Here is a 19,933-nt window from a genome sequence, read left to right as displayed (position 1 = left end):
GCGCAAGCCGCACACCCGTGCGGCTTGCGCGTTCCTGGGCCAAGTGCTTACATGCCGTTGCCGTTCCCATCCAGGCGATCACGCAGATGAACAACAGACTTTTCCTGGCCGTCACGGCCGCGATACTGGGTCTTGCGCTGTTATCCCGCGTCGACGCGCACGAGTATCCACACGCCGCCAAGAAGGCAGGAGCCAGCATGAGCGACAGCATCCAGATCATCCAGGGCCGCACCGCTTCGCACAGCACTACGCGACTCGGCCTGGTCAACGTCTTCGACCGCCATGACGTGCGTCTGGACGTATGGAGCGAGGACAAGCGCTGGCTCGGCAAACTCAAGCTCAAGCGTTCGGACGTATTCCCGGTGGCCGGCGGTTTCCTGCGCGTGCAGGACGTGGGCAACGACGGCCAGCGCGACAACGTGTCGCTGGTCGAATTCAGCGCGCCCGGTATCGATGCGCCGGCGAACAAATCGCTGGTCCTGGTCGAAGGCGGCGAACTGGTCATCGGCGAGCAGGCCCTGCGCATCGTCGCCCTCGATCGCGACAACGTCAGCGTCGAAACCTGGCCGAAGCTGCATCCGCGCGACGTAGTCGATGCCGCCAAGGTCCACCGCCACGACATCGCCCGCGACGGCGAGCTGAAGCTCGACACCGGTTCGCTGCGCGTCGTGCGCCTGCAGCCGCGCGCCGGCGAGATGCTGGGCTTCGTCGAACTCGTCCAGCCCTGATTCGAAGCCGTAGGCGACCGCGCGCTTGCGGTCGCGAGTGAGCCGCCCGCAAAGGCCCGAGCCTTCGACTCGGGCCTTTTTCTTTGGCTGTCGCTGTCGCTGTTGCTGTTGCTGTTGCTGTTGCTGTGCGTAGCTTAAGACTCGCGAAGGCAAACGAAGACCCGGAGGGCGGCCCGCAAGGATGCGGGCCGTTTTTCATCGGGACATGGATGTCCCGTATGAAAAATCCCCGCGTATGCAGTGAGCGCGCGGGCTTGTGATTCAAGACAAAAGCATTTTTCTTTGGTGACTTTCTTTTGTTGCTTTAGACAAAAGAAAGTTACCCGCCGCTTTAGTGGCGGAAGCTTTTGGCGTTTGATCTATATCTTGATCTTGATCTTGCGGAAGCGTGACGCCGCGAGACCGTTACAGCGCGGTCGCGGCTCGCGCCGCTCCTACCCTCGCGACAGTTCACGCCTTCGGTCATTGACGAAGGCGTTGTGGACCCTGCGCATCCCTTGGCCGCGGCTTGCGACCGAAGGAAATCCAGTAGGACGCCGCCCCTACCCTGGCGAGCCACGGCCGCCATCGACGCGAGGTTGAGAGGTCGTGATCGCGACTTACGTCGCTCCTACAGGGATGGATTCGCAATGGCGAGAGTGGAACTTCCGTCCGCTGACGCGGCAACCGAGCGCCGCCGACCCACTACCGATGGTCATGCCCACTTCCTGCCTATGGCCCGGCGACGGTTCCCGGAGGATAGTCGTCGACGTTCAATCGATGAGGCCGCCCCGATGCCGTCTTCCTATCGCCTGCCGGTCGCGGCGGCGCTCGTCGCCCTGGCGTTCGCCGGCATGCACCTCGGCTTCGAATACGTCGATGGCGGCGTACGCAGCCATCATGTGTTGAACCGGGCCGACCTGCCTGACATCTCCAACTGGTTCGGCTTGATCATCCTGCCCGCGCTCGGCTGGGCATTCGGCGTCCGGCTGCGCAATCGTCCCGGCGCGCGCCGGAGCATCTGGGTCGGATTGGTCGCGTCGTTGGCGTACGGCGCGGCCCTGGCCACCAGCTTCGAGCTCGGCGCCACCGACATCACCCAAGCGATCTTCTTCGGCCTGCTGCCGCTGGCGATCGTGGCGCCGATCTATCGCGCCGAATGCATGCTCGGTTTCGTCGCGGGCATGAGCTTCACCTTCGGCGCGATCCTGCCCTGCTTCTTCGCGGTCCTGTTCGCCTGCCTGTCGGCGGCCTTGCGCCTGGGTTTCCTGGCGATTCGGAAACGGTTGCGGCGGAACCGCGACGCCTAGGCACCCGCGTCGGGGCGTGGACCTTGATCGCCAGCGACGCGCCACGCGGTCGTTAGCCGCGAACCGGGCCGCGCTTACTCGCGACGCTTACGCGGCTTTTCCCGCACGCGCTTGCCGCCGCTGCCGGCAGCGCGCTGGGTGTCTTCCAGCGCCAGCAGGCCGCTGTCGCTCATCTGCTCGATCCAGGTCAGGGCGTCGACGTAGGCCAGGAACTGCTGCAGGTACCCCGGCGACAGCTCGCTCATCAGGGTCAGCGAGCGGTGCACGAGCCTGCCGGAATTGAGCGGACCGGCATTCGCGGGCGACTGCTCCAGCGACTGGCGCAACTGGCTCTCGACACGGAGCTTCGACCACAGTCTGCGGAACTCATCGAGCACGCCGAGCTCCGGAAACGATGCGCCGCTTGAAGCACCGCCGATTGCCAGGCCATCGCGCAGCGTGGCCCGATCGGCGATGTAGTCGACCAGACCGCCCAAGCTGGTCCCAGTAGATGCATCCGCTGATGCGACACCGGCGCCTTTGCTCTTGGACGCGGCCTGTTCGAGATCGCCGGCGTAGGCGCCGATCAGTTCGGCCAAACGGCCATCGAGCAGACGCCGCACTTCCCCGCCATGGGCGGCGGCACGGCGCGCCAGAGCGTCGATGCGATGAAAGCGCATCGGGCTCATGCGGTCGGCGCCCTGTTCGCGCCAGGCATCGAGCATCGCCCGGGCCTGCAGTGGAGGATTACGGCTCACGGCGTGTCACGTCGCCTTGGACGGCTTCGGGATCGGGGCGATTTCCACGCGGCGGTTCTTGGCCCGCCCCTCTTCCTGCGCGTTCGAACTCACCGGCTGCTCGGAGCCGAACGCGGCGGCGAACACCGACGAGGCGGGCACGCCTTCGGCGATCAGGGTGCGGGTCACGGTCAGCGCGCGCCGTGCCGACAGCTCCCAGTTGTCGAGAAACTGACGGTTGCCGTCGCGCACCTGGCGGTCGTCGGTGAAGCCGCTCACCATCAGGATCTCGTCGCGCGATTGCAGATATTCGGACAGCGGGCCGGCGAGGGTCTTCAACAGTTCGCGGCCTTCCGGCTGCAGGTGCTCGGAGTTCAGCGCGAACAAGACGCTGCCGCTGATGCCGATGCGGCCGTTGATCAGGGTCACCCGGCCCGCCGCCAGCGGCACTGCCAGCGCCTGCTCCAGGGTCTTGCGGCGTTGCGCTTCGAGCTGGCGCTGCTTGACTTCCTCGCCGAGCTTGTTCGAAAGCTGCAGTTGCACGCCGATCACGCCGACCAGGATCAGCACGAACACGCCGACCAGCACCGACATCAGGTCGCCGAACGCGGCCCAGATCGGCGCGTTGGATTCGGCGTCGCCGTCGATCTCCACGTTCATGCCGCCTGCGCTCCGACCGACGCCTGCCGATCGGCCAGCTGATGGATGTCGTCGATGATCTGCTTCTGCGCCAGCATGCTCAGGTCGATGACTTCCTTGGCCTGGGCCACGTAATAGGCCAGTTGCTCGTCGCTGCGCGCGAGCGACTTGTCCAGCGCGACCTCGACGCCTTGCAGGCGCTCGGCCAGCTTGTCGTTGGTCTCGCCGAACAGTTGCACGGCCGCGCCGAAGGCATCGCCCAGGCTGGCCACCTCGACTGCGCCGGCGGCGATCTGCGCGCCGACCGTGCCGAGCTTGCCGGTCTCGGCTTCGATGTGATCGGTGAAACGGGTGCCGACGCGATCGAGCAGATCCGCCGAGGTCGCCACCAGCGCATCGACCGCGGTGCGCTGTTCGGTGGAAGCATGGTTGACGGCGTCGAGCAGGGTTTCCAAGGTGGCCAGCAGGCGATTGCGTTCGTCCAGCATGGCGGTGTCGCGGACCATGCTGTCGGACAGCTTCTGGCGCAGTTCGGCGATGACCTCGGCCGCCGCTTTCGGCGCTTCCGAGGCGGCGTCGACGAGACGCGTGATTTCGGCGATCGTGTCCTGGGCCTGGGCCTGGGTCCGCGTCGAGATGTCCTGCGCGGTGCGCGCCAGCGTGTCGCAGATCTCCTGCTGCCGGCTCGCGACCTGTTCGCCGGTTTGCCGCCAACGCTCGCCCAGGGCGGCGGTCATCGAACCGAAGTTCTCGGCCCAGGCCGCCAGGCGCTGTCGATCGCGCGACTCCAGCGCGTCCTGCAGCTGCTTATGCGCATCCTGCAGCGCGCCCACCAGGGACACGGCATGGCCCTCGAACGTCGCCGCGGCGGCGACCAGCGCCTGCTGGTTGCGCGCAGCCATCTCGTCGTTGGCGCTGAGCTGCTGCGACAAGGCTTGTTTCCAGGCGTCCGCGGCCTGGCCGGTGCTGGCGTCGAAACGCGTCGACAAGCTTTCCAGCAGGCCGCTGGCCCCTTGGTCGAAGCGGCTGCTGAAGCCTTGCAAGGTATTGCCGAGTTCCTCGATCAGGCCTGCGTTGGACTGTCGCTGTTCGAGCAGCGCCTGGCTCCAGCTGGCCGCGGCGGTGGCGGTAGCCGTGGCGAAGCCCGCCGACAGCCCGTCGACCTGCTGCTGCACGGCCTGGGCGACGCTCTCGCGCAGCGCGCCGGTCTCGCGGGTAACGGTCTCGTACAACACGCCCGTCTCGCGAGTCAGAGTTTGGTGCAGCACGCCGGTCTCGCGCGCGATCACCGCCATCGTGGTTTCCACGACCGGCTGCAGCACCGCGCTGGTGGCGCGCACGCTTTCGCCGATGCTGTCCTTCAACGACTGCTCCACGGAAGCGGCCAGTCCGGCATACGCCGCTTCGGCCCGGGCATGGAACGCATCCTGGGCGGCCGCCTGGCGCTCGTGGGCGGTCAGACTCTGCCGCTCGATCGCCGCCATCGCCGCGCTCTCGCGCTCGATCGCCGCCATCGCGGTGTCGACGATCGGCCGCAGCGCCGCGCTGTTGACGCGCACGCTCTCATCGAAGCTGTGCTTCAGCGACTGCTCGACCGACTCGGCCAGGCGGGTATAGACCGCTTCGGTCCTGGCATGGAAGGCCTCCTGGCCGGCGGCCTGGCGCTCGTGCGCGAGCAGGCTTTGCTGTTCGATCGCCGCCATCATCGCCTGCAGGCGATCGACCAGCGCCGGCATCGTTTCGGTTTGGCGCTGCAGCAGCTTGAAGGCCTCTTCGCGCTGATGGATCTGCGAATGGCTGCGCAGCGTCGTCGCGATGGCGAGGTCCAAGCCTTGCACCGCCTGGCCGCGTTCGCGCCGGCACAGTGCGGACAACAGGCCGAGCATGGCCGAGGCGGCGACGCCCGCGATCGAGGTGCCGAATGCGAACGCCAGACCGGTCACCGGCGCGGCGATCGAGTCGCGGATGGCCTGCAGATCGGTCGCGCTTTCCAGCGCCATGCCGGTGCCGCGCAGGGTGGTCATCATGCCGAGCAAGGTGCCCAGCATGCCCAGCAACACCAGCAGGCCGACCAGATACGGCGTCAGCGCCGGCGCCGGCAGGGCCGTGCGCTCACCCTCGATGCGCAGGCGCGCCGCATTGCGCAGCGAAGGATGCAGACGCCCGAGCCAGTCGCCGAGGCTGGACGGCGGCGCCGACAACTCGGCGACCGCGCGCGTCAGCGTGGCGGTGGCTTGCCGATAGCGGTACAGCTCGAATCCGCCGGCGAGATAGCAGGCGGCGATCAACATCGCGACCGACAGCGCCAGGGCATTCGAACCGACGTAGCCGGCACCGACCCAGACTACGGCGAGCAAACCTGCGAGAAAGACAACGGGATAGAGCGAATTTCTGAACATGTTATCCGTGGGGACTGGTGCAAAGGGCCGCAAGCAGGCCCTGCGCAGGTTGTAAGCGAACATCCAATTCGGCGAGCAGCACCTTGTGCATGTCGTTGCGGAACGCCTCCAGCCAGAAATCGGAAGCGGCCGCCGACGTATCGCCCGAGGCTTGCGCGTCGGCCGCGGCCTGACGCAGGCGCTCGAAATGCTGGCCGAGCAAGACCGGCCCGGCCGACCACAGCGTCCGCTCGCGCCGGCTCAGCGCCCGCTCCATGACCGTATCCACCGCCGCGAGCCGCTCCAGGCCGTCGTTGCGCAGCGCCAGTCGCGCGCGCAGACGCTCGCGCAGGCGGCCGACGCCAGCCTCGATGCCCTGCTGCATCGCCAGATAGCGCTGGCGATAGAACGGGTAATCCAGGCTTTCCTCGGCGAACGCCTGCTCGGCCCCGGACAAGCCGGCACCGCTCGACCTGGCGCCGAACGCGCGATCGCCGGCGATGGCCTGCGCCAAGGCGTTGCGCACGCGCACGCATTCGTCTTCGTCGATGCGGGTCAGGGTCCGTTCGTCGAGGACGGCCACTGGCGGCTTGCCGTCCAGCGCAGTGGACAACGCCACCGCGTGAGTCCAATCGATCCATAGACTCAGTTGATCCGACAACGATCGCGTGGGCTGGGGAAGGTCTGCAGCCGTCAGGCGAGCGAGCGAGCGGATGAACGTCGGGCCACGTACCGTCGCCCGTCGGGGTGCTTCCATCATTACTACTGGCTAAAAGATCGCCATTTTACACGTAATTGGAAATGCCCCACCGCTTGACAAGCCGTCAAGGACGGCAGTCCCGGGGGCCTGAATACGGCCCCGGCGACCGATTCAGCCGATTCATGATGATGTGTGCCATGCCCTGGGCGGGGCGCTAGCGGCCCGGAGGATGATCCATCGCAGCGCTTTCGCTGGCCTCTATGCGCCGGTTTGGCCCATGCCGAGTTGCTCGCTCCTGTAGCAGGAAAATCGTTCATGGAGCGAAAACCGCCGGCGCGAACGAGCCGTCAGGCTGCTTTCTCGAACAGCGCGAGAAACGTCCCGAATGCATTGCCGACCTGCTCGCAGGCCATGCTCGCGCGCAGATCGAACCAGTTGCAGCCGAACCAGCCGAGCGGGACGCATAGAACCGCGAGGATCAACAGACTCGTCATCGACGTTGCTATGCGCTTCCTGGCGATCTGGACGATGAGATCGACTAGAAACGAAACTATCAGGGTGACGCAGACGAAGGCGAGCAAGATCGCGATGCCGAGCCCGGTGTCGCCACGATGCTCCTGCGCGCGGGCCTGCGCGAATGCGTACTGGGCGTAGGCGTACAGGGCGACCAGCGGGGCGCTTGCGAGAAAGACGCGCCGCGCGATGGCCGCTGCGGTGCTGCCTAGTTTCGAAGTCATCATGCCAAGAGCTGGGCCGATTCGCGCCGCGATGCATCATCGGACGGATCGCCGCCCAGCCGCGCGACCTGGTTTGCGATTTCCCGTTTCCTCACACGCATTCCCTTGCGACTGGACGACCTAGTCTAGCCGGTCGGACAAGGCCTCGGGCTCTGACTGGTGCATTCAAGCCGGAAACATTGCGGTTCGACTGACCACAATGCCGATCCGAAGGTTCGGGTCAGCCGGACGGGGCGACCGGTACATCTCAGGGCGCCAGGGTGCGAGGACGCGATCCGCACTCGTTTACGGATCGCATCGAGCGCATCACTGAATGACGTAACCGGAGAACCGCCACAGGCCGTCTTCGTCCTGGCGCAGGGAGATCAGCTCTTTCGCCGTTCGCTTGCCCTGGAACTGGCTGGAGAACTCGATGCTGGCGTACAGGCCGGGCGGAAGCTGGGCGCCGTTGCCGACCACTTCGCGGCGCACCCCGATCCAGCTGCGCGAACTCGCCGTACCCAGGGGCTTACGGGTCCTGCCGACATAAGCGACGAAGTCCTCGCGCTTGGCCGAACGCTTGGTCACGTTCGAGGAGGCATCCCACAAGGCGCCGGCCTGGTCGCGGTCAATCGCCTGGAGCAGTTGCAGCGCGGTATTGGCCAAGGTATTCGGATCGACGTCGCGCGCAGCGGCCTGCTGCGCTGCCGGCGCCGGCCGCTGCGCTTGCGCCGGCGCCTGGGCAAGCGCCGTCGTGGTAAACAGGCCAGTGGACAGCAGGCCGACGGCCATCGTCAGGGAGAAGCGCTTCATGGGCCTGATCTCGATCTCTCGTACGGTTGGGGAAAGGCGGATGCAGCGGCGGTGGACGGCGCGCGCGCCGCGCCGGCTTACTGCTCCACGTCGGCGGAAATCTCGACGCGACGATTGGGTTGCAGGCAGGCGATCAACGCGTCCCGCCCTTTCGCGGCATCGCAGTGGCCGACCACCGGTTCCGACTCGCCCCGACCTTCCGCCGAGATGCGCTGCGCCGGCACGCCTTCGGCGATCAGCAGTTGGCGCACCGTTTCGGCGCGTTCGCGCGATAGCGTTTGATTGGCTGGGCCGCTACCGATGCGGTCGGTATGCCCTGTCACCCGCACATTGCGCACGCCTTTGGCGCTGCGCAGCTCGCCGGCGACGCGCGCCACTTCGGCCCGACCCTCCGCTTGCAGATCGTCCGCCCCGGCCCGGCCGAACGCGAACAAGGCATCGGCGGACAGGGTGAAACGACGCGACGCAGCCGCGGCTGGCGACGACGACGGCTCGGCCGCGACCGGCTCGCGCAACACATCGCCGCATGCTTCCGGCAGCCAATAGAAACTTCGCGCCAGATAGTTCTGGTCGAAGACGACTTTATATTGGCAGGTGGTCACCCCGCCCTCGCGGCGGAAGTGAAACAGGTAGTCCCATTCCCGCACGCCGGCATAGCCTTCGCGAAAGTGCGGGCGCCCGAGCAGATGATAGAGCTGCTCCTTGCTGACGCCCGGCGCCACCTGGCGCAGGTCGTCCAGGTTCGGAAACGTTCCTTCCTTGAGCACGGCGCGCTCGAGCGCCGGGAAGACCACCTCGCCCGGCACGCCATCGGCGGAAATATCGCGGCTGACATGGCGGGTGCCGCATGCCGACAGCAGTCCCATCGCGACGCTGCATACGATCGCGACGCCGGCGAACCGTTTGGCTTCCATAGATGATTCCTCGCTTTGACGGATGGCCATCGTCGGGCGCGTTTGGATCCGCGCTACCGGACAGCGTTTTGATACGTTTCGGATCGGTGGCCGCAGCGGCGCTCGGCCGCTCGCCATCGGCTATCGCGCCCCGCCCGGAAGCGGGGCGCGCCTGTCCTCACCACTGGATGCCGGCACCGACCGAGAAGCCCCAGTCGCGCGCGGTGTTTCCGCTGGCCTGGGCCTTGTAGACCCAGCGGCCGTTCTCGGTGATGCCCGACAAGCCGACCGCCATGCCGTATTCGCCCTGATAGCCGCCGGCCGCCACCGCGAGCATGCTCTTGCCCGGCAGATAGGCCTGCGGCAGGCCCGCCATCGCCATCGCCGAGGAGGTGCCGGCGCGGAAGTCCTTGCGCAGGGCCCACACGTCGTTGTCGAACTGCTCGAAGCGCGCGTCGGTATAGGCCTTCGACTGATCGACGGCGTGGTTGACGCCGGCGTTGAGCTGGCTGACGTTGACCGCATCGGTGCCGGCGATGCCGGGCGCCACGCCGGTCAGGGTGCGGCCGCCCATGTTGACCTCGCCGCTGGAGTTGCTGCTGCCCACGTAGGCGGCGTTGTAGCCGCGCTGCGCGCCGACCGTGGTGGCCGACCCGGTGCCGAGCGCGACGCTGTTGGCGTGGATCGCGGTCGCGCCCGTACCGATCGCGGTGCTGCCGCTGGCGCTGGCCGTGCTCTGATTGCCGACCGCGAGCGCGTTGTTGCCGCTCGCGACCGCGCCGTCGCCGCCGGCCGACGAGTTGGCGCCGGTGGGCCGCGGCTTGACCACCGCGTCCTCCTGGCTGACCTGGAACATGCCGTCGGAACCGTTCTGCACGCCGGTGATGCGGCCGTCGAAGGTATTGACGGTGTTGGTCAGGTTGGCGACGTTGCCTTCGACCTGGGTGATGCGGCCGTCGAAGCCGTTGATGGTGCCGGTCAGGTTGGCGATGTCGCCCTCGACGTTGGTGACCCGGCCGTCGAGCGCGTTGACCGCCTGATTGGTCGCGTGCAATTGCGAGCCGTTGACGGCATCGGTCGAGGTCTCCGACAACCGTCCCGCGGCAACGTTGGTGAGGGTGCGCTCGGCGCCCACACTGCCCACGCTCACGGTTCCGACCGGCGCGCCGCCGGCGAAGTTATAGGTCGTACCGGCGATGGTGGCGCTGGCGGTGCCCACCGCCGCGGCGGTGGTCGAACCCGCGCCGAGCGCCACGCTGTTGGCGTCGCCGGCGGTCGCGCCGGTGCCCATCGCCACCGCATTGGTGGCGGTGGCGCTGGCGTTGACGCCCGAGGCGATGGCGCCGGCCGCGGTGGCGCCGTTGTTGGCGTAGTTGCCGCCGGCGATGCCGCCGTCGTTGACGCTGTAGTAGTGCGTCGCGCCGGCCGTCACCGCCTGGTTCAACTGGTCCAGGTTCACCGCATCGCCGCCATTGATGCCGGCCGCCACGTTGGTGATGGTGGTGCCGCCGGCATTGATGCCGACGTTGGTGATGCTGGGGCCGCCGGCGATGGTCAGGCCGTTGGTGGTGATCGTGGTGTTGCCGACCACCACGCTGTTGAAGCTCGGGTCCGGCACCACGCCCACGGTCAGCGTGCCGGTGCCGTCGTCGTAGGCGACCGTCGCGTTGCTGCCGGCGGCCACGGTCAGGGTTTCGCCCGGGCCGATGTTGCCGCCGTTGCCGCCGGCCGCGATGTTCCAGCCGGCGCTCGCGCTGTCGTTGATCTGGGTCAGCGCGTCCTGCACGTTGTTGTAGGTGTTGCCGCCCACCGCCAATCCGGCCGTCACCGTATGGGTGACCGGGTTGTAGACCGAACTGCCGCCCAGCGAGGCGGCGGTGCTGTTGCCCAACTGGTCGAGGTTGCCGCCGAGCGCGCCCACCGCCTGGTTGGTGGCGAACAGTTGCGAGCCGTTGATCGCATCGGTGGAACCGGAGGACACCCGCCCGGCCGCGACATGGGTGATGGTGCGCTCGGCGCCCGCCGCGCCGACGCTGACCGTGCTGGTCGGCGCGGTGCCGGCGTAGCTGTAGGCGACGCCGTCGATGCTGTCGCCGGCGGTCGCCACCACGGTGTCGGTGATCGAGCCCGAGCCCAGGGCCACGTCGCCGGCCTGGGCGCCGGCGGTCGCGCCGAAGCCCACCGCGGTCGCCGCATCCGTGCCGGCCACCGCGCCGACGCCCGCGGCCAGGGCATTGATGCCTGCTGCGCCGTCGTTGTTGTAGTTGCCGCCGATCGCGCCGTTGTCGTTGACGCTGTAGTAATGCGTGCGCACCGCCGTCGTCGCGTCGGTCAACTGACTGACGTTGACCGCATCCGTACCGGCCACGCCGGGCGCCACGTTGGCGATGACCAGGCCGCCGGCATTGATGCCGGTCGTGGTGATGCTGGGCCCGCCGGTGATGGTCAGGCCGTTGCTGTTGAGCAGGCTGTTGCCGGCGGTGACGCTGTCGACGGTGATGTTGTCGGCGAGGTCGAAATTGACGTTATCGTCGGCCGCGCTCTTCGAGACCACGATGTTGCCGTCGCTGTTGTGCAGGTCGACGGCTTCGCCCGGCGCCACGTTGCTGGCGTTGGCGCCCTGCGCGCTGAGGTTCCAGCCGGCGCTGGCGGTGGTAGCCACCGCCTCGATCGCCTGGTTGGTCGCGAACAGCTGCGAGCCGTTGATGGCATCGGTCGAGGCGCCGGAGATCCGGCCCGCCGCCACGTTGGTGAGGGTCCGCTCGTTGCCGGCCGTGCCCACGCTGACCGTGCTGGTCGGTGCGACACCGGCGAAGTTGTAGGTCACCCCGTCGATGGTCGTGCTCGGGGTGGCGACCGCGACCGCCGTCGTCGAGCCCGAGCCCAGCGCCACATCGCGCGCGTTGTTGGCCGCGGCGCTGTCGCCGAATGCCACCGCGCCGGCCGCCAGCGCGCTGCTGGTGTGGCCGATGGCGACGCTGCCCTGGCCCACCACGGTGTTCTGGAAGCCGATGCCGACCGCGCCTTGCGCGGCGACGCCGGCCACGCCCACGGCCTGCCCGCCGCCGCCGACCATGTTGGTGTTGCCCATCGCCACCGAGCCGTTGCCGGTGGCGGTGTTGTCGAGGCCTTGCGCGATCGCGCCGTTGCCGGTGGCGGTGTTCGGATCGCCGATCGCCACCGCGCCGTCGCCGCTGGCGAAATTGCCGGCGCCGATGGCGACCGCGCGGCCGCCGGTGGCGGTCGAGTTGGTGCCGATCGCGATCGCGTCGGCCGAATTGGCGGTCGCACTGCGGCCGACGGCGATGGCGTTGTCCGCGCTGGCATTGGCGCCCCAGCCGGCGGCGAAGGCGTAATTGCCGCCGGCGCTGGAACTGACGCCGACCGCGGTGGCGTTGCCGCCGGTGGCGCTGGACAAGGTGCCCAGGGCGCTCGCGCCGGCCCCGGTGGCGCTGGCGCTGGCGCCAAGCGCGACGGCATTGATGTTGTTGGCGACCGTGCCGCTGCCCAGCGCCATCGAGCTCAGGCCCGACGCGGCCGCATTCAGACCGAGCGCAATCGTCGACTGCGCAGAGGCATTGGCCTGCGCACCGAACGCGAGCGAACTCAGTGCGGTGGCGCGCGCGCTCGGCCCGATCGCGGCCGAGTCGACGCCGGTGGCCGCGCTCAGCCGTCCCATCGCGATGGCGTATTGCTGAGAGGCGGTGACGTCGGTGCCGATGGCGATGGCGCCGAAGCCGGTGGCTCCGCTACCGGCGATGGTGCGCGAGCCCAGGTAGAGCGAATTGAGATTGGAGGCGATCGATTGGAAGCCGATCGCGACGGCGTTCTGGCCGCCGGCGGAGGCGCCGGTGCCCTGGGCGATGGTGTCAAGCACCGCGGCGTTCGCGAAGTAGCCCATGGCGACGCTGCGCAGTCCGGCCGCGGTCGAGTTGTCGCCGAAGGCCATGGCGACCACGCCGGTCGCACGCGATACGCTGCCGATGGCGATGGAGCCGTCGGCGTTCGAAGTCACGTCGGTGCCGATGGCGATCGAGCCGCCGCCCAGCGCGCCGGTCCCGGCCGCGGTGCGCGCGCCGAGGTAGAGGGAATTGGCGCCGGTGGAATAGGCCCCGAACCCGACCGAGATCGAGTTCAACGCGGTGGTGCGCGCGGTATAGCCGACCGCGACCCCGCCGAGCACCTCGGCGGTCGCGAGCGAGCCCAGCGCGGTGGCGCCGGTCCCGGACGCGCGCGAGCTGAAGCCCATGCACGAGGCGGTGCCGTTGTAGAAGTTGTACGGCGGCCCGCTGCAGTCCACCGCTTGTGCCTGCGCGGTCGGAACCCACCCCACCGCACCCATCGTCGCCAGCGCGGCCAGGATCCCGGCGCACAACGTTCCCGCCGAGTACGAAGCCCTGTTACCGCTGCCGGCGGCCTGGCCGAGCGGCGCGGCCAGTTCCGAAGCGACCACCAGCCGATTGAGCGACCGGCTCCATACCACGCTGTAGATTTTGTTCATTACTCGTTTCCCCAGTTGCACGCCAATCCGATGGGCCGCGGGATGAAGGTGATGCGGTGTCGCCTGTGAAGTTTTCCGAGAGGCATCGCGATGGCCGTCATGGCGACGCGGAGACGCCCGCATAACCGACACGGCCGCGTCCACGACCAAGCGCAGGCCGGTTACGGATGAGGCGCTGTCGACGATCGCGTCGTACGAAGCCCGAGGGGTTGCGCGCCTTGCAACAGCCAACGAAGCAGAACAAAGCGCCCGGTCCCTCCGTCGTACTGCCGATCCGTGCGCCGCTCGCGGGGGTCATGCACGGCCCGGCCTATCCCGGCCCGAAGCGTGCAGTTCCTGCGATACGGAGCCGTGCGCTGCGTGGCAAACACTAGTGACCGGGCATAGCGATTACACGCACCAGGATTCACGAAAAATTTCAGCCGGCTGCGCTTGCGTCACACGCGAGATCGCGATATCCGTCGCGTCCGTACCGGGTCGAGCGTCGACTTCGTGTGCGACCGCTTCGACATCGACGCTGCGATCGTGCCGCGACGGGTGCAAGCGATGACTGCCGTCGGCATCGCCTCCGAGCCGAGCGCCATCGCTGCGTAAAAACGCTTCGACGCATCTAGCCGTCGAAGCTTCCGCGAGTGCGCACGGCCCGATGCCCGCGGCAGACAAGCGACTTGCGATCGCCGCGGTCGGGTAGCGACGACACATCGCTTGGCCCAGGGATTCGTCGAGGCGCCAATCGGCAATCGTCGGCGTGCTTTCGCAGGACGGTCGCCACCGACGCGGCCGGGGCGATACGCCACGGTATCCACCGGTGAAGTTTCAAACGCTCACTAACGGTGAGAAATTGATCGCCGGGATTGCACGATTGATCGGGACGAGAGCCGCATGAAGGGTGATACGAGTCGCAAATTTTTGCCGAAAGCGATTGCTGTCCACGGCCTGCCGAACCACGGTGCTAGGCTGTCCACCGGTAGTCATTCAAGGAAGGGGACCCGTCCCGCCACGCCAGGCGCATCGACCGTGCTGGCGCCCGATCGGACCGGTCCGACCGCTGCTCGGCCAACCCGTCGCAAGGCTCGAGTGTCCCGGCCTTCAACCGCTTCCTCGCATCGACCGTACCGATGACCGCTCGCGAATCGTCCCCATCCCCTTGGCATCGCTTCATCGGCTGGATGCAACGCGTGCCCATCCGCGCGACACGCGACAGACGCAATGCCATGGCGCTGCAAGCGATACTCGCCGTGGTCGCGGTCGCCACGCTGTTGATGGCGATCGGCTCCTGCGCCGCCGCGCCGGACATGGCGAGCTACACGGAGCACTGGCTGCTGCTGATCGTCAGCGCCTACACCTGGGCGTGCTTCTATCTGCTGCGCCACGGGCTGTTCCGCTTGTCGACCAGCCTCACCGTCATCGGCGGCGTGATCCTGATGGCCGTGAGTTACCACGCCTACGGATTACGCTCGCAATCCGGATTGCAGATCACCCATCTGCTGCCCCTGCTGTTGTCGGGATTGTTCCTGGGCAGGACCGCGGTCTGGTGGACCGCGCTGGCCTACGCGGCCGCACTCGCGATCGGGGCGCGCACCGACCTGCAACTCGCGACCGATTCCATGCAGGCCTCGGAAGCCTCGACCAACCTGCTTCTGTCGGGGATGAATTTTCTCGTCCTGGTGGCGATCCTGGACCGCTTGATCCTGTCGTCGCGACGGGCGATCAGCCGCAGCGAAGAACTCAACGCGCTGTGCCTGGAGCTCCAGCGCCAAGTGGAAGAGAAAGAACGCGCCTACGAGCGCCTGGTGCAGACGCAGAAGATGGAAACCATCGGCCGGCTTTCGACCGGCATCGCCCACGACTTCAACGACATCCTCAGCGTGATCCTGGGCCACGCGACGTCCGTGGGCCGGCGCGGCGACATCGATGCGGTCCTGCCGGGCATACGCCAGGCGGCGCGCAGCGGCGCCACCCTCACCCGGCGCCTGCTCAGCTTCAGCCGCACGCACACGCGACACCTGTCCACCTTCGATCTCGCCGAGGCGATCGAAGAAGTGCGGCCGCTGATCCTGCCGGTATTCCCGCGCGCGATCGAGGTATCGCTGGATACCTCGGTCTCGGGCCTGTGGGTCAAGGCCGACCGCGACGAACTGGTGCTGGCGCTGTTGAACATAGCCAGCAACGCCTGCGATGCCATGCCGCAGGGCGGTCGTTTCACGTTGTCGATCGAGGCCGACGGAGATCACGCCTGCATCGGCTTGGAAGACACCGGCATCGGCATGACGCCGGAAGTGCTCGCGCGCTTGTACGAGCCGTTCTTCACGACCAAGCCCCGGGATCGGGGCACCGGGATCGGCATGGCGACCGTGCACCGTTTCGTCGCCGACCACGGTGGCGCGATAGCGGCCGACAGCGCCCCCGGCGAGGGCACCCGCATCCGAATCCGCTTGCCGCTGGCCGAGCCCGAAGACGCCCTGCGGGACGAGGCCGATTGGGAGCTTGTGCAGACGCCGCACAGGACGGGCCATCGCGAGATCTCGACGGTCGTAGCGGCGGAGTCGGCCATGACGCGCCACGCCGCCGCCCCCTGATCGCCGCGATGGGCGCAGCGCGCTCATCGGCGCGCGCTTAGTCGGCACTCGCTCAACCGGTACTCCGTCAATCCGGAGGCTTCGCCGGCATCCTGTCCTGGCTCGTGCCGATATGGGTGGCGGCGACCAGCACCAGCAAACCCAGGGCCGTCGCCAGGATCAAGGCCCAGGGCCGCAGATACCAGGGCTGCGGGTTGAGAATCCTCAGGCGGGCCGAGACCGGCGACCAACGTCCCCCCAGCGTGCGCGCCTGCACTTCGAACAAGTGCTCTCCCCACGGAATCAGCGGGTACAGAATGCTGCGGGTCTGTCCGGCATCCACCCAGCCGTGATCGAATCCAAGCAGACGAAAGCGGAAATAGGTTTCCCGCGGCCGGCTCAGATTGATGGCGGTGTAATGAATTTCCAGACTGCGCGCGAAAGGCTCCAGGGCCAGCGAAGATCCTGCGATCTGCTGCGCGCGTCCGGCGACCGCCACCTGTTCGATGCGGGCCCTCAGCGGGACCGACGCAACCACCGGAAAATCCTTGGGGTCGACGACGGCAAACCCTTCGACCAGCGAAAACCACAGCCGGCCCTGGCTGTCGCGGTGGCAGGCGGTCGAATGGCCGCCGTTGATTTCGGCCGGGACCAAGCCATCGCCCGCGGCGTAGCCGACCGATTCGATCTTGGCGCCGGCTTCGCCCGGCGCCGGCAACACGGTGATACCGCGGTTGCCGCCCAGCCATAGACGCCCTTGGCCGTCGGGCAGGATGCACGACACCGTATCGTCGAACAGGCCGTTGCGGCTGTCGTAGCGCTGCACTTTTCCGTTGCGGATCCGGTTGAGACCGCCGCCGTAGGTGCCCACCCACAGCGTGGCGGTGGCCCGGTCTTCATACACGGCGCGTGCAAAACGCGAGGACAAGCCCTCGCGAGGCGTCCATCGCTCGACGACGCGGTCGCCGAGCAAACGCCAGGCGCCGCGGTCGCCGACGAACCAGTCGCCGCCGCTCGCCGCCGGGACGATGGCATTGATGCTCATGTCGCGCAGCGCCTCGATGCGGTGCTGCGCGGAGATACGCCGCTCGCCATCGATCTCGACCGTGAGCACGGAACGGCCCGAGCTGACGAACAGACGACCCTCACTTCGTCGCCAGACATTGACCGCGCCGCCCCCGCGCCACTGCCCTACCAGCGTCGGCCGGCCGTCGGCGATGCGTACCAACAGTCCCTCCGCGGTGCCTGCCCAGAGCGCGCCGTCATCGTCCAAGGCCAGGCTGGTGACGCATTCGTCGCCCGCGGCTCGCAGGACCGGCTGCCGCCGCATGCTGCCGTCCTGTCGCCAATGACGCAGCCCTCCGCAAGCCGAACCGAGCCACAGGTCACCCTGTCCATCGGCAACGACCGCGCGGCCGGCCATGTTGACGCCGCCATGGAACGCGGGGATCGCTCCGAACACGGGTTTGCGAACGCGCAACAGCCCCTTGCTGCCGCTGCCCAGCCACAGATTGCCTTCGTCGTCCCGTGCCAGGCTGATCACGCCCATGCCGAACAGTTCGGGAATGTCCTGCCAGCCACCGCCGCCGTCTTGCCTCAGCATTCGCCCGGGCGCCGTCGCCACCCACCATCGGCCATCGGCATCCTTTACCGCCGCGGTAGGGCTGGTCACACCCAAGGGCTGCCATTGGCCTTGATCGGGCCGGTAGCGATACAACGCACGGTTGGTGCCGACCAGCAAGTCGTCGCCGCTGGTTTTCAACACCTGCACCCATCCGTCCCCGCCCGGCAACGGCAGGCGACGCAGCCGTCCATCGTCGAGAACGAAGAGGCCTTCCCCGCCGCCCACATAGATACGCCCATGCCGGTCGCGCACCAGCTGCGTATGGCCGGTTCGTTGCGAATCGACCCAGGTCGGCTGCCGGTGCACGGGGTCCAGCGTGAACAAGCCGACATTGCTGAGAATCCACAGCGTCCGGTCGGGCGTCTGCGCGATCGCGTTGACCTGGCAGGTACCGCCGCAGAGCGGCAGGTGATGGAACGCCCCTTGCCTGTACACGCTCAGGCCGGCGTCCTGCGTGCCGATCCACAGTTGCTGGCGCTCGTCTTCATGCAGCGCCAGGATGCGATCGCTTGCGGGTCCGGCTTGCGACTCGCGCGGCGGACCGGAGGCATCGAGCGCCGGCTCGGCGCGAAAAACCCTGGACGCCAGGCCGTCGAAACGCGCCAGGCCGCCGAACGTACCGATCCAGAGATAGCCGTCGCGGGTCTGGAGCACGGCGTTCACGCCGCCTTGCGGCAGCCCGTCGTCTCCGGTGAGCGCGTGCACGCCCACTCGATAGCGCGGCTGCACCACCGGCGAGGCCGAAACGGAACCGCACAGGACGAACAGAGCCAGCAACGACCACGTCAGCCGTAACCCAGCCGTGAGACTACTCACACCGCGCCTTCCTCATCGCCGGCTGGGCGCCGGCGCGACCGACTACCAGTTGAGCACATAGCCGATGCCGCGCACCGCGCGCAGCGGAAGCTCTTCTTCCGCCAATTGCTGGCATTTCTTGCGCAGGCGATGCACCAGCATTTCCAAGCGGTGCGGATCGAAGTCGTAGGCGTTCTTGACCAGGCTCGCGATCAAGGTTTCTCGCTGCACCGGAATGCCGGCCGCTGCCGCCAGCATCGCCATGACTTGCCGCTCGGCCAGGTTCATCTCGATCTCGACACCGCCGGGAGTCAGGATGCACCAGCCCCTGTCGTCCAGACGCCACTTCGTACGCGCATGCGTGGGGTTCGTCTCCGGCACGACCCATCGCGCCAGGTTATGCAAAGTCGTCACCACCTCTTCCATATCGACCGGCTTGGACAGATAAGCGTCCGCACCCGCGCGCAGCCCGCGCATCCGATCCGGGCCGGAATCGTATCCGGTCAACATGACGATCCCGACACGCGGGGACAGCTTGCGCAGATGCGCCGCGATGCTGACGCCGTCCTCATCGGGCAGGCCGACGTCGAGCAGCACCAGGTCGTAGGAGCGAAGCGTCATCGACCGGTACAGATCCAGCGCACCCGCCATCCCGAAGACGGAGAACCCGGAATGGGCCAACACCGGCAAAAGAACGTCTTCCCGGAATGTTCGATCGTCTTCCACCACCGCCAGCGTGGGCAGCCGCCGCGCGGCCTCCATCGAGCGAGCGTCCATCGTTTCCCCCCAAGGAAATCCGGGCCAGCTTGCGAAAAACGCGGGGAGCCCGACCCGCTTTGCGCAGGACTCAAAGTAGCATCGCGTTCTTCGAACCGACGACGACGAACCTGCTTTCGTGATAATTGTCACACCGGTCGGCCGGCCGCGGTAGCGCGAATGCCTTACCGAGAATCAATCGCGCGTTTATGCAAACCCGAACGCACGCAGGTCGCCCGACCGACACAGCGCCAGCCAGAACTTCCGCAGCTCAGGGGCTTGGGAACCTAACACCCCTCGATGATCTGGCCAGGCCGCCCCGCTCCGGCGCGAAGAAGCCTGGCGACATCGTGAGCGGAATGCCGCACGATTTCGACTAGCTCAAAGGTCGAAGGCCGCCCAGCTCGAGCGGAGCCGCGAGTGGGGCGAGCAACGAATCTGCATCCTCAAACCCGCTTGCAGAGCGACTCGACCTCGGCTTCTTTGTCCGTCGGTTCCACCGGAATGATGCGCAGCGTCCGCCGGGTGAACTTCAGTATGCGCGACCGATAGATCGACTTCTTCTTGAGCAGATCGTCCTGCATTTTCTGCCCGCGCTCGTTACTGATCGACGGATCCGACGAAGACAGGAACTTCACCTCCTGCACCTCGGAGGCAAGGATGTCGCCCTCGAGCAGCCAGATCCCCGATGCCCGGTCCTGGATGACCACCGGCGACTTGCCATGCGGCGTGATCACCGAGGTGGTCAGGCTGGTGTAACGGCCATCGGCCCGATTGATCGTCTCGGTACTGACGGCCATATCGAAAGTGGGGCCATGCATAGCGGT

General features: G+C 67.4%; 14 protein-coding genes. 3 read left to right on the top strand and 11 right to left on the bottom strand.

Going from position 1 to position 19,933, the window contains the following annotated elements; translation table 11 throughout:
- The first annotated feature begins 197 nt into the window (after positions 1-197).
- Together ACKN61_RS02825 and ACKN61_RS02820 are read left to right on the top strand one after the other, a co-directional pair.
- Positions 198-728 carry a hypothetical protein gene (locus tag ACKN61_RS02825; protein WP_408952215.1) on the top strand — a complete coding sequence of 177 codons (531 nt, stop codon included), beginning with the start codon at positions 198-200 and terminating at the stop codon, positions 726-728.
- Positions 729-1,366: 638 nt separating this feature from the next.
- Positions 1,367-2,017, top strand: a complete 651-nt coding sequence (locus ACKN61_RS02820; protein ID WP_408952214.1) for a hypothetical protein — start codon at positions 1,367-1,369, stop codon at positions 2,015-2,017.
- 74 nt (positions 2,018-2,091) lie between these two features.
- On the opposite strand, the gene ACKN61_RS02815 is transcribed toward ACKN61_RS02820, so the two are convergent.
- The 8 genes from ACKN61_RS02815 to ACKN61_RS02780 all read right to left on the bottom strand — a co-directional run bounded on the left by ACKN61_RS02815 (position 2,092) and on the right by ACKN61_RS02780 (position 13,373).
- The gene (locus ACKN61_RS02815) at positions 2,092-2,754 is read right to left on the bottom strand and encodes a DUF2894 domain-containing protein (protein WP_408952213.1); all 663 of its coding nucleotides are present in this window, start codon (positions 2,752-2,754) and stop codon (positions 2,092-2,094) included.
- A gap of 6 nt (positions 2,755-2,760) precedes the next feature.
- Positions 2,761-3,393, bottom strand: coding sequence for an OmpA family protein (locus ACKN61_RS02810; protein ID WP_031371865.1), 633 nt, complete (start codon positions 3,391-3,393; stop codon positions 2,761-2,763).
- Positions 3,390-5,771, bottom strand: coding sequence for a DUF802 domain-containing protein (locus ACKN61_RS02805; RefSeq protein WP_408952212.1), 2,382 nt, complete (start codon positions 5,769-5,771; stop codon positions 3,390-3,392). The genes ACKN61_RS02810 and ACKN61_RS02805 overlap by 4 nt, the downstream gene beginning before the upstream one ends.
- A 1-nt stretch (position 5,772) precedes the next feature.
- Positions 5,773-6,510: a DUF3348 domain-containing protein gene (locus ACKN61_RS02800; protein WP_408952211.1), complete on the bottom strand. Its 738-nt coding sequence runs from the start codon at positions 6,508-6,510 to the stop codon at positions 5,773-5,775.
- 287 nt (positions 6,511-6,797) lie between these two features.
- Positions 6,798-7,187 carry a hypothetical protein gene (locus ACKN61_RS02795; RefSeq protein ID WP_408952210.1) on the bottom strand — a complete coding sequence of 130 codons (390 nt, stop codon included), beginning with the start codon at positions 7,185-7,187 and terminating at the stop codon, positions 6,798-6,800.
- A 306-nt stretch (positions 7,188-7,493) separates the two neighbouring features.
- Positions 7,494-7,979 carry a DUF4019 domain-containing protein gene (locus ACKN61_RS02790; RefSeq protein ID WP_408952209.1) on the bottom strand — a complete coding sequence of 162 codons (486 nt, stop codon included), beginning with the start codon at positions 7,977-7,979 and terminating at the stop codon, positions 7,494-7,496.
- 77 nt (positions 7,980-8,056) lie between these two features.
- Positions 8,057-8,923 (bottom strand): OmpA family protein, encoded by an 867-nt coding sequence (locus ACKN61_RS02785; protein ID WP_408952208.1) that lies wholly within the window; start codon positions 8,921-8,923, stop codon positions 8,057-8,059.
- A gap of 127 nt (positions 8,924-9,050) precedes the next feature.
- Entirely contained in the window at positions 9,051-13,373 is a 4,323-nt protein-coding gene (locus ACKN61_RS02780) for a YadA-like family protein (protein WP_408952207.1), read from the bottom strand.
- A gap of 1,118 nt (positions 13,374-14,491) precedes the next feature.
- Here ACKN61_RS02780 and ACKN61_RS02775 point away from each other — a divergent pair.
- Positions 14,492-15,952 (top strand): sensor histidine kinase, encoded by a 1,461-nt coding sequence (locus ACKN61_RS02775; protein WP_408952206.1) that lies wholly within the window; start codon positions 14,492-14,494, stop codon positions 15,950-15,952.
- Between the two features lie 67 nt (positions 15,953-16,019).
- Here ACKN61_RS02775 and ACKN61_RS02770 read toward each other — a convergent pair whose 3' ends face one another.
- From ACKN61_RS02770 to ACKN61_RS02760, 3 genes are all read right to left on the bottom strand, one after another.
- Positions 16,020-18,371: a two-component regulator propeller domain-containing protein gene (locus ACKN61_RS02770; RefSeq protein WP_408952205.1), complete on the bottom strand. Its 2,352-nt coding sequence runs from the start codon at positions 18,369-18,371 to the stop codon at positions 16,020-16,022.
- Positions 18,372-18,413: 42 nt separating this feature from the next.
- A complete protein-coding gene (locus ACKN61_RS02765) occupies positions 18,414-19,127 on the bottom strand; it encodes a response regulator transcription factor (RefSeq protein ID WP_408952204.1) in 714 nt (237 codons plus the stop codon).
- A 425-nt stretch (positions 19,128-19,552) separates the two neighbouring features.
- Positions 19,553-19,906, bottom strand: a complete 354-nt coding sequence (locus tag ACKN61_RS02760; protein ID WP_408952203.1) for a hypothetical protein — start codon at positions 19,904-19,906, stop codon at positions 19,553-19,555.
- Positions 19,907-19,933 lie beyond the last annotated feature (27 nt).

Origin of the sequence: Lysobacter sp. Hz25 (genome assembly GCF_046097045.1) — a bacterium.
Lineage (GTDB): Bacteria > Pseudomonadota > Gammaproteobacteria > Xanthomonadales > Xanthomonadaceae > Lysobacter > Lysobacter antibioticus_B.
Note: the sequence above shows the minus strand (reverse complement) of the source record. Positions and strands in the feature narration are given on the sequence as shown.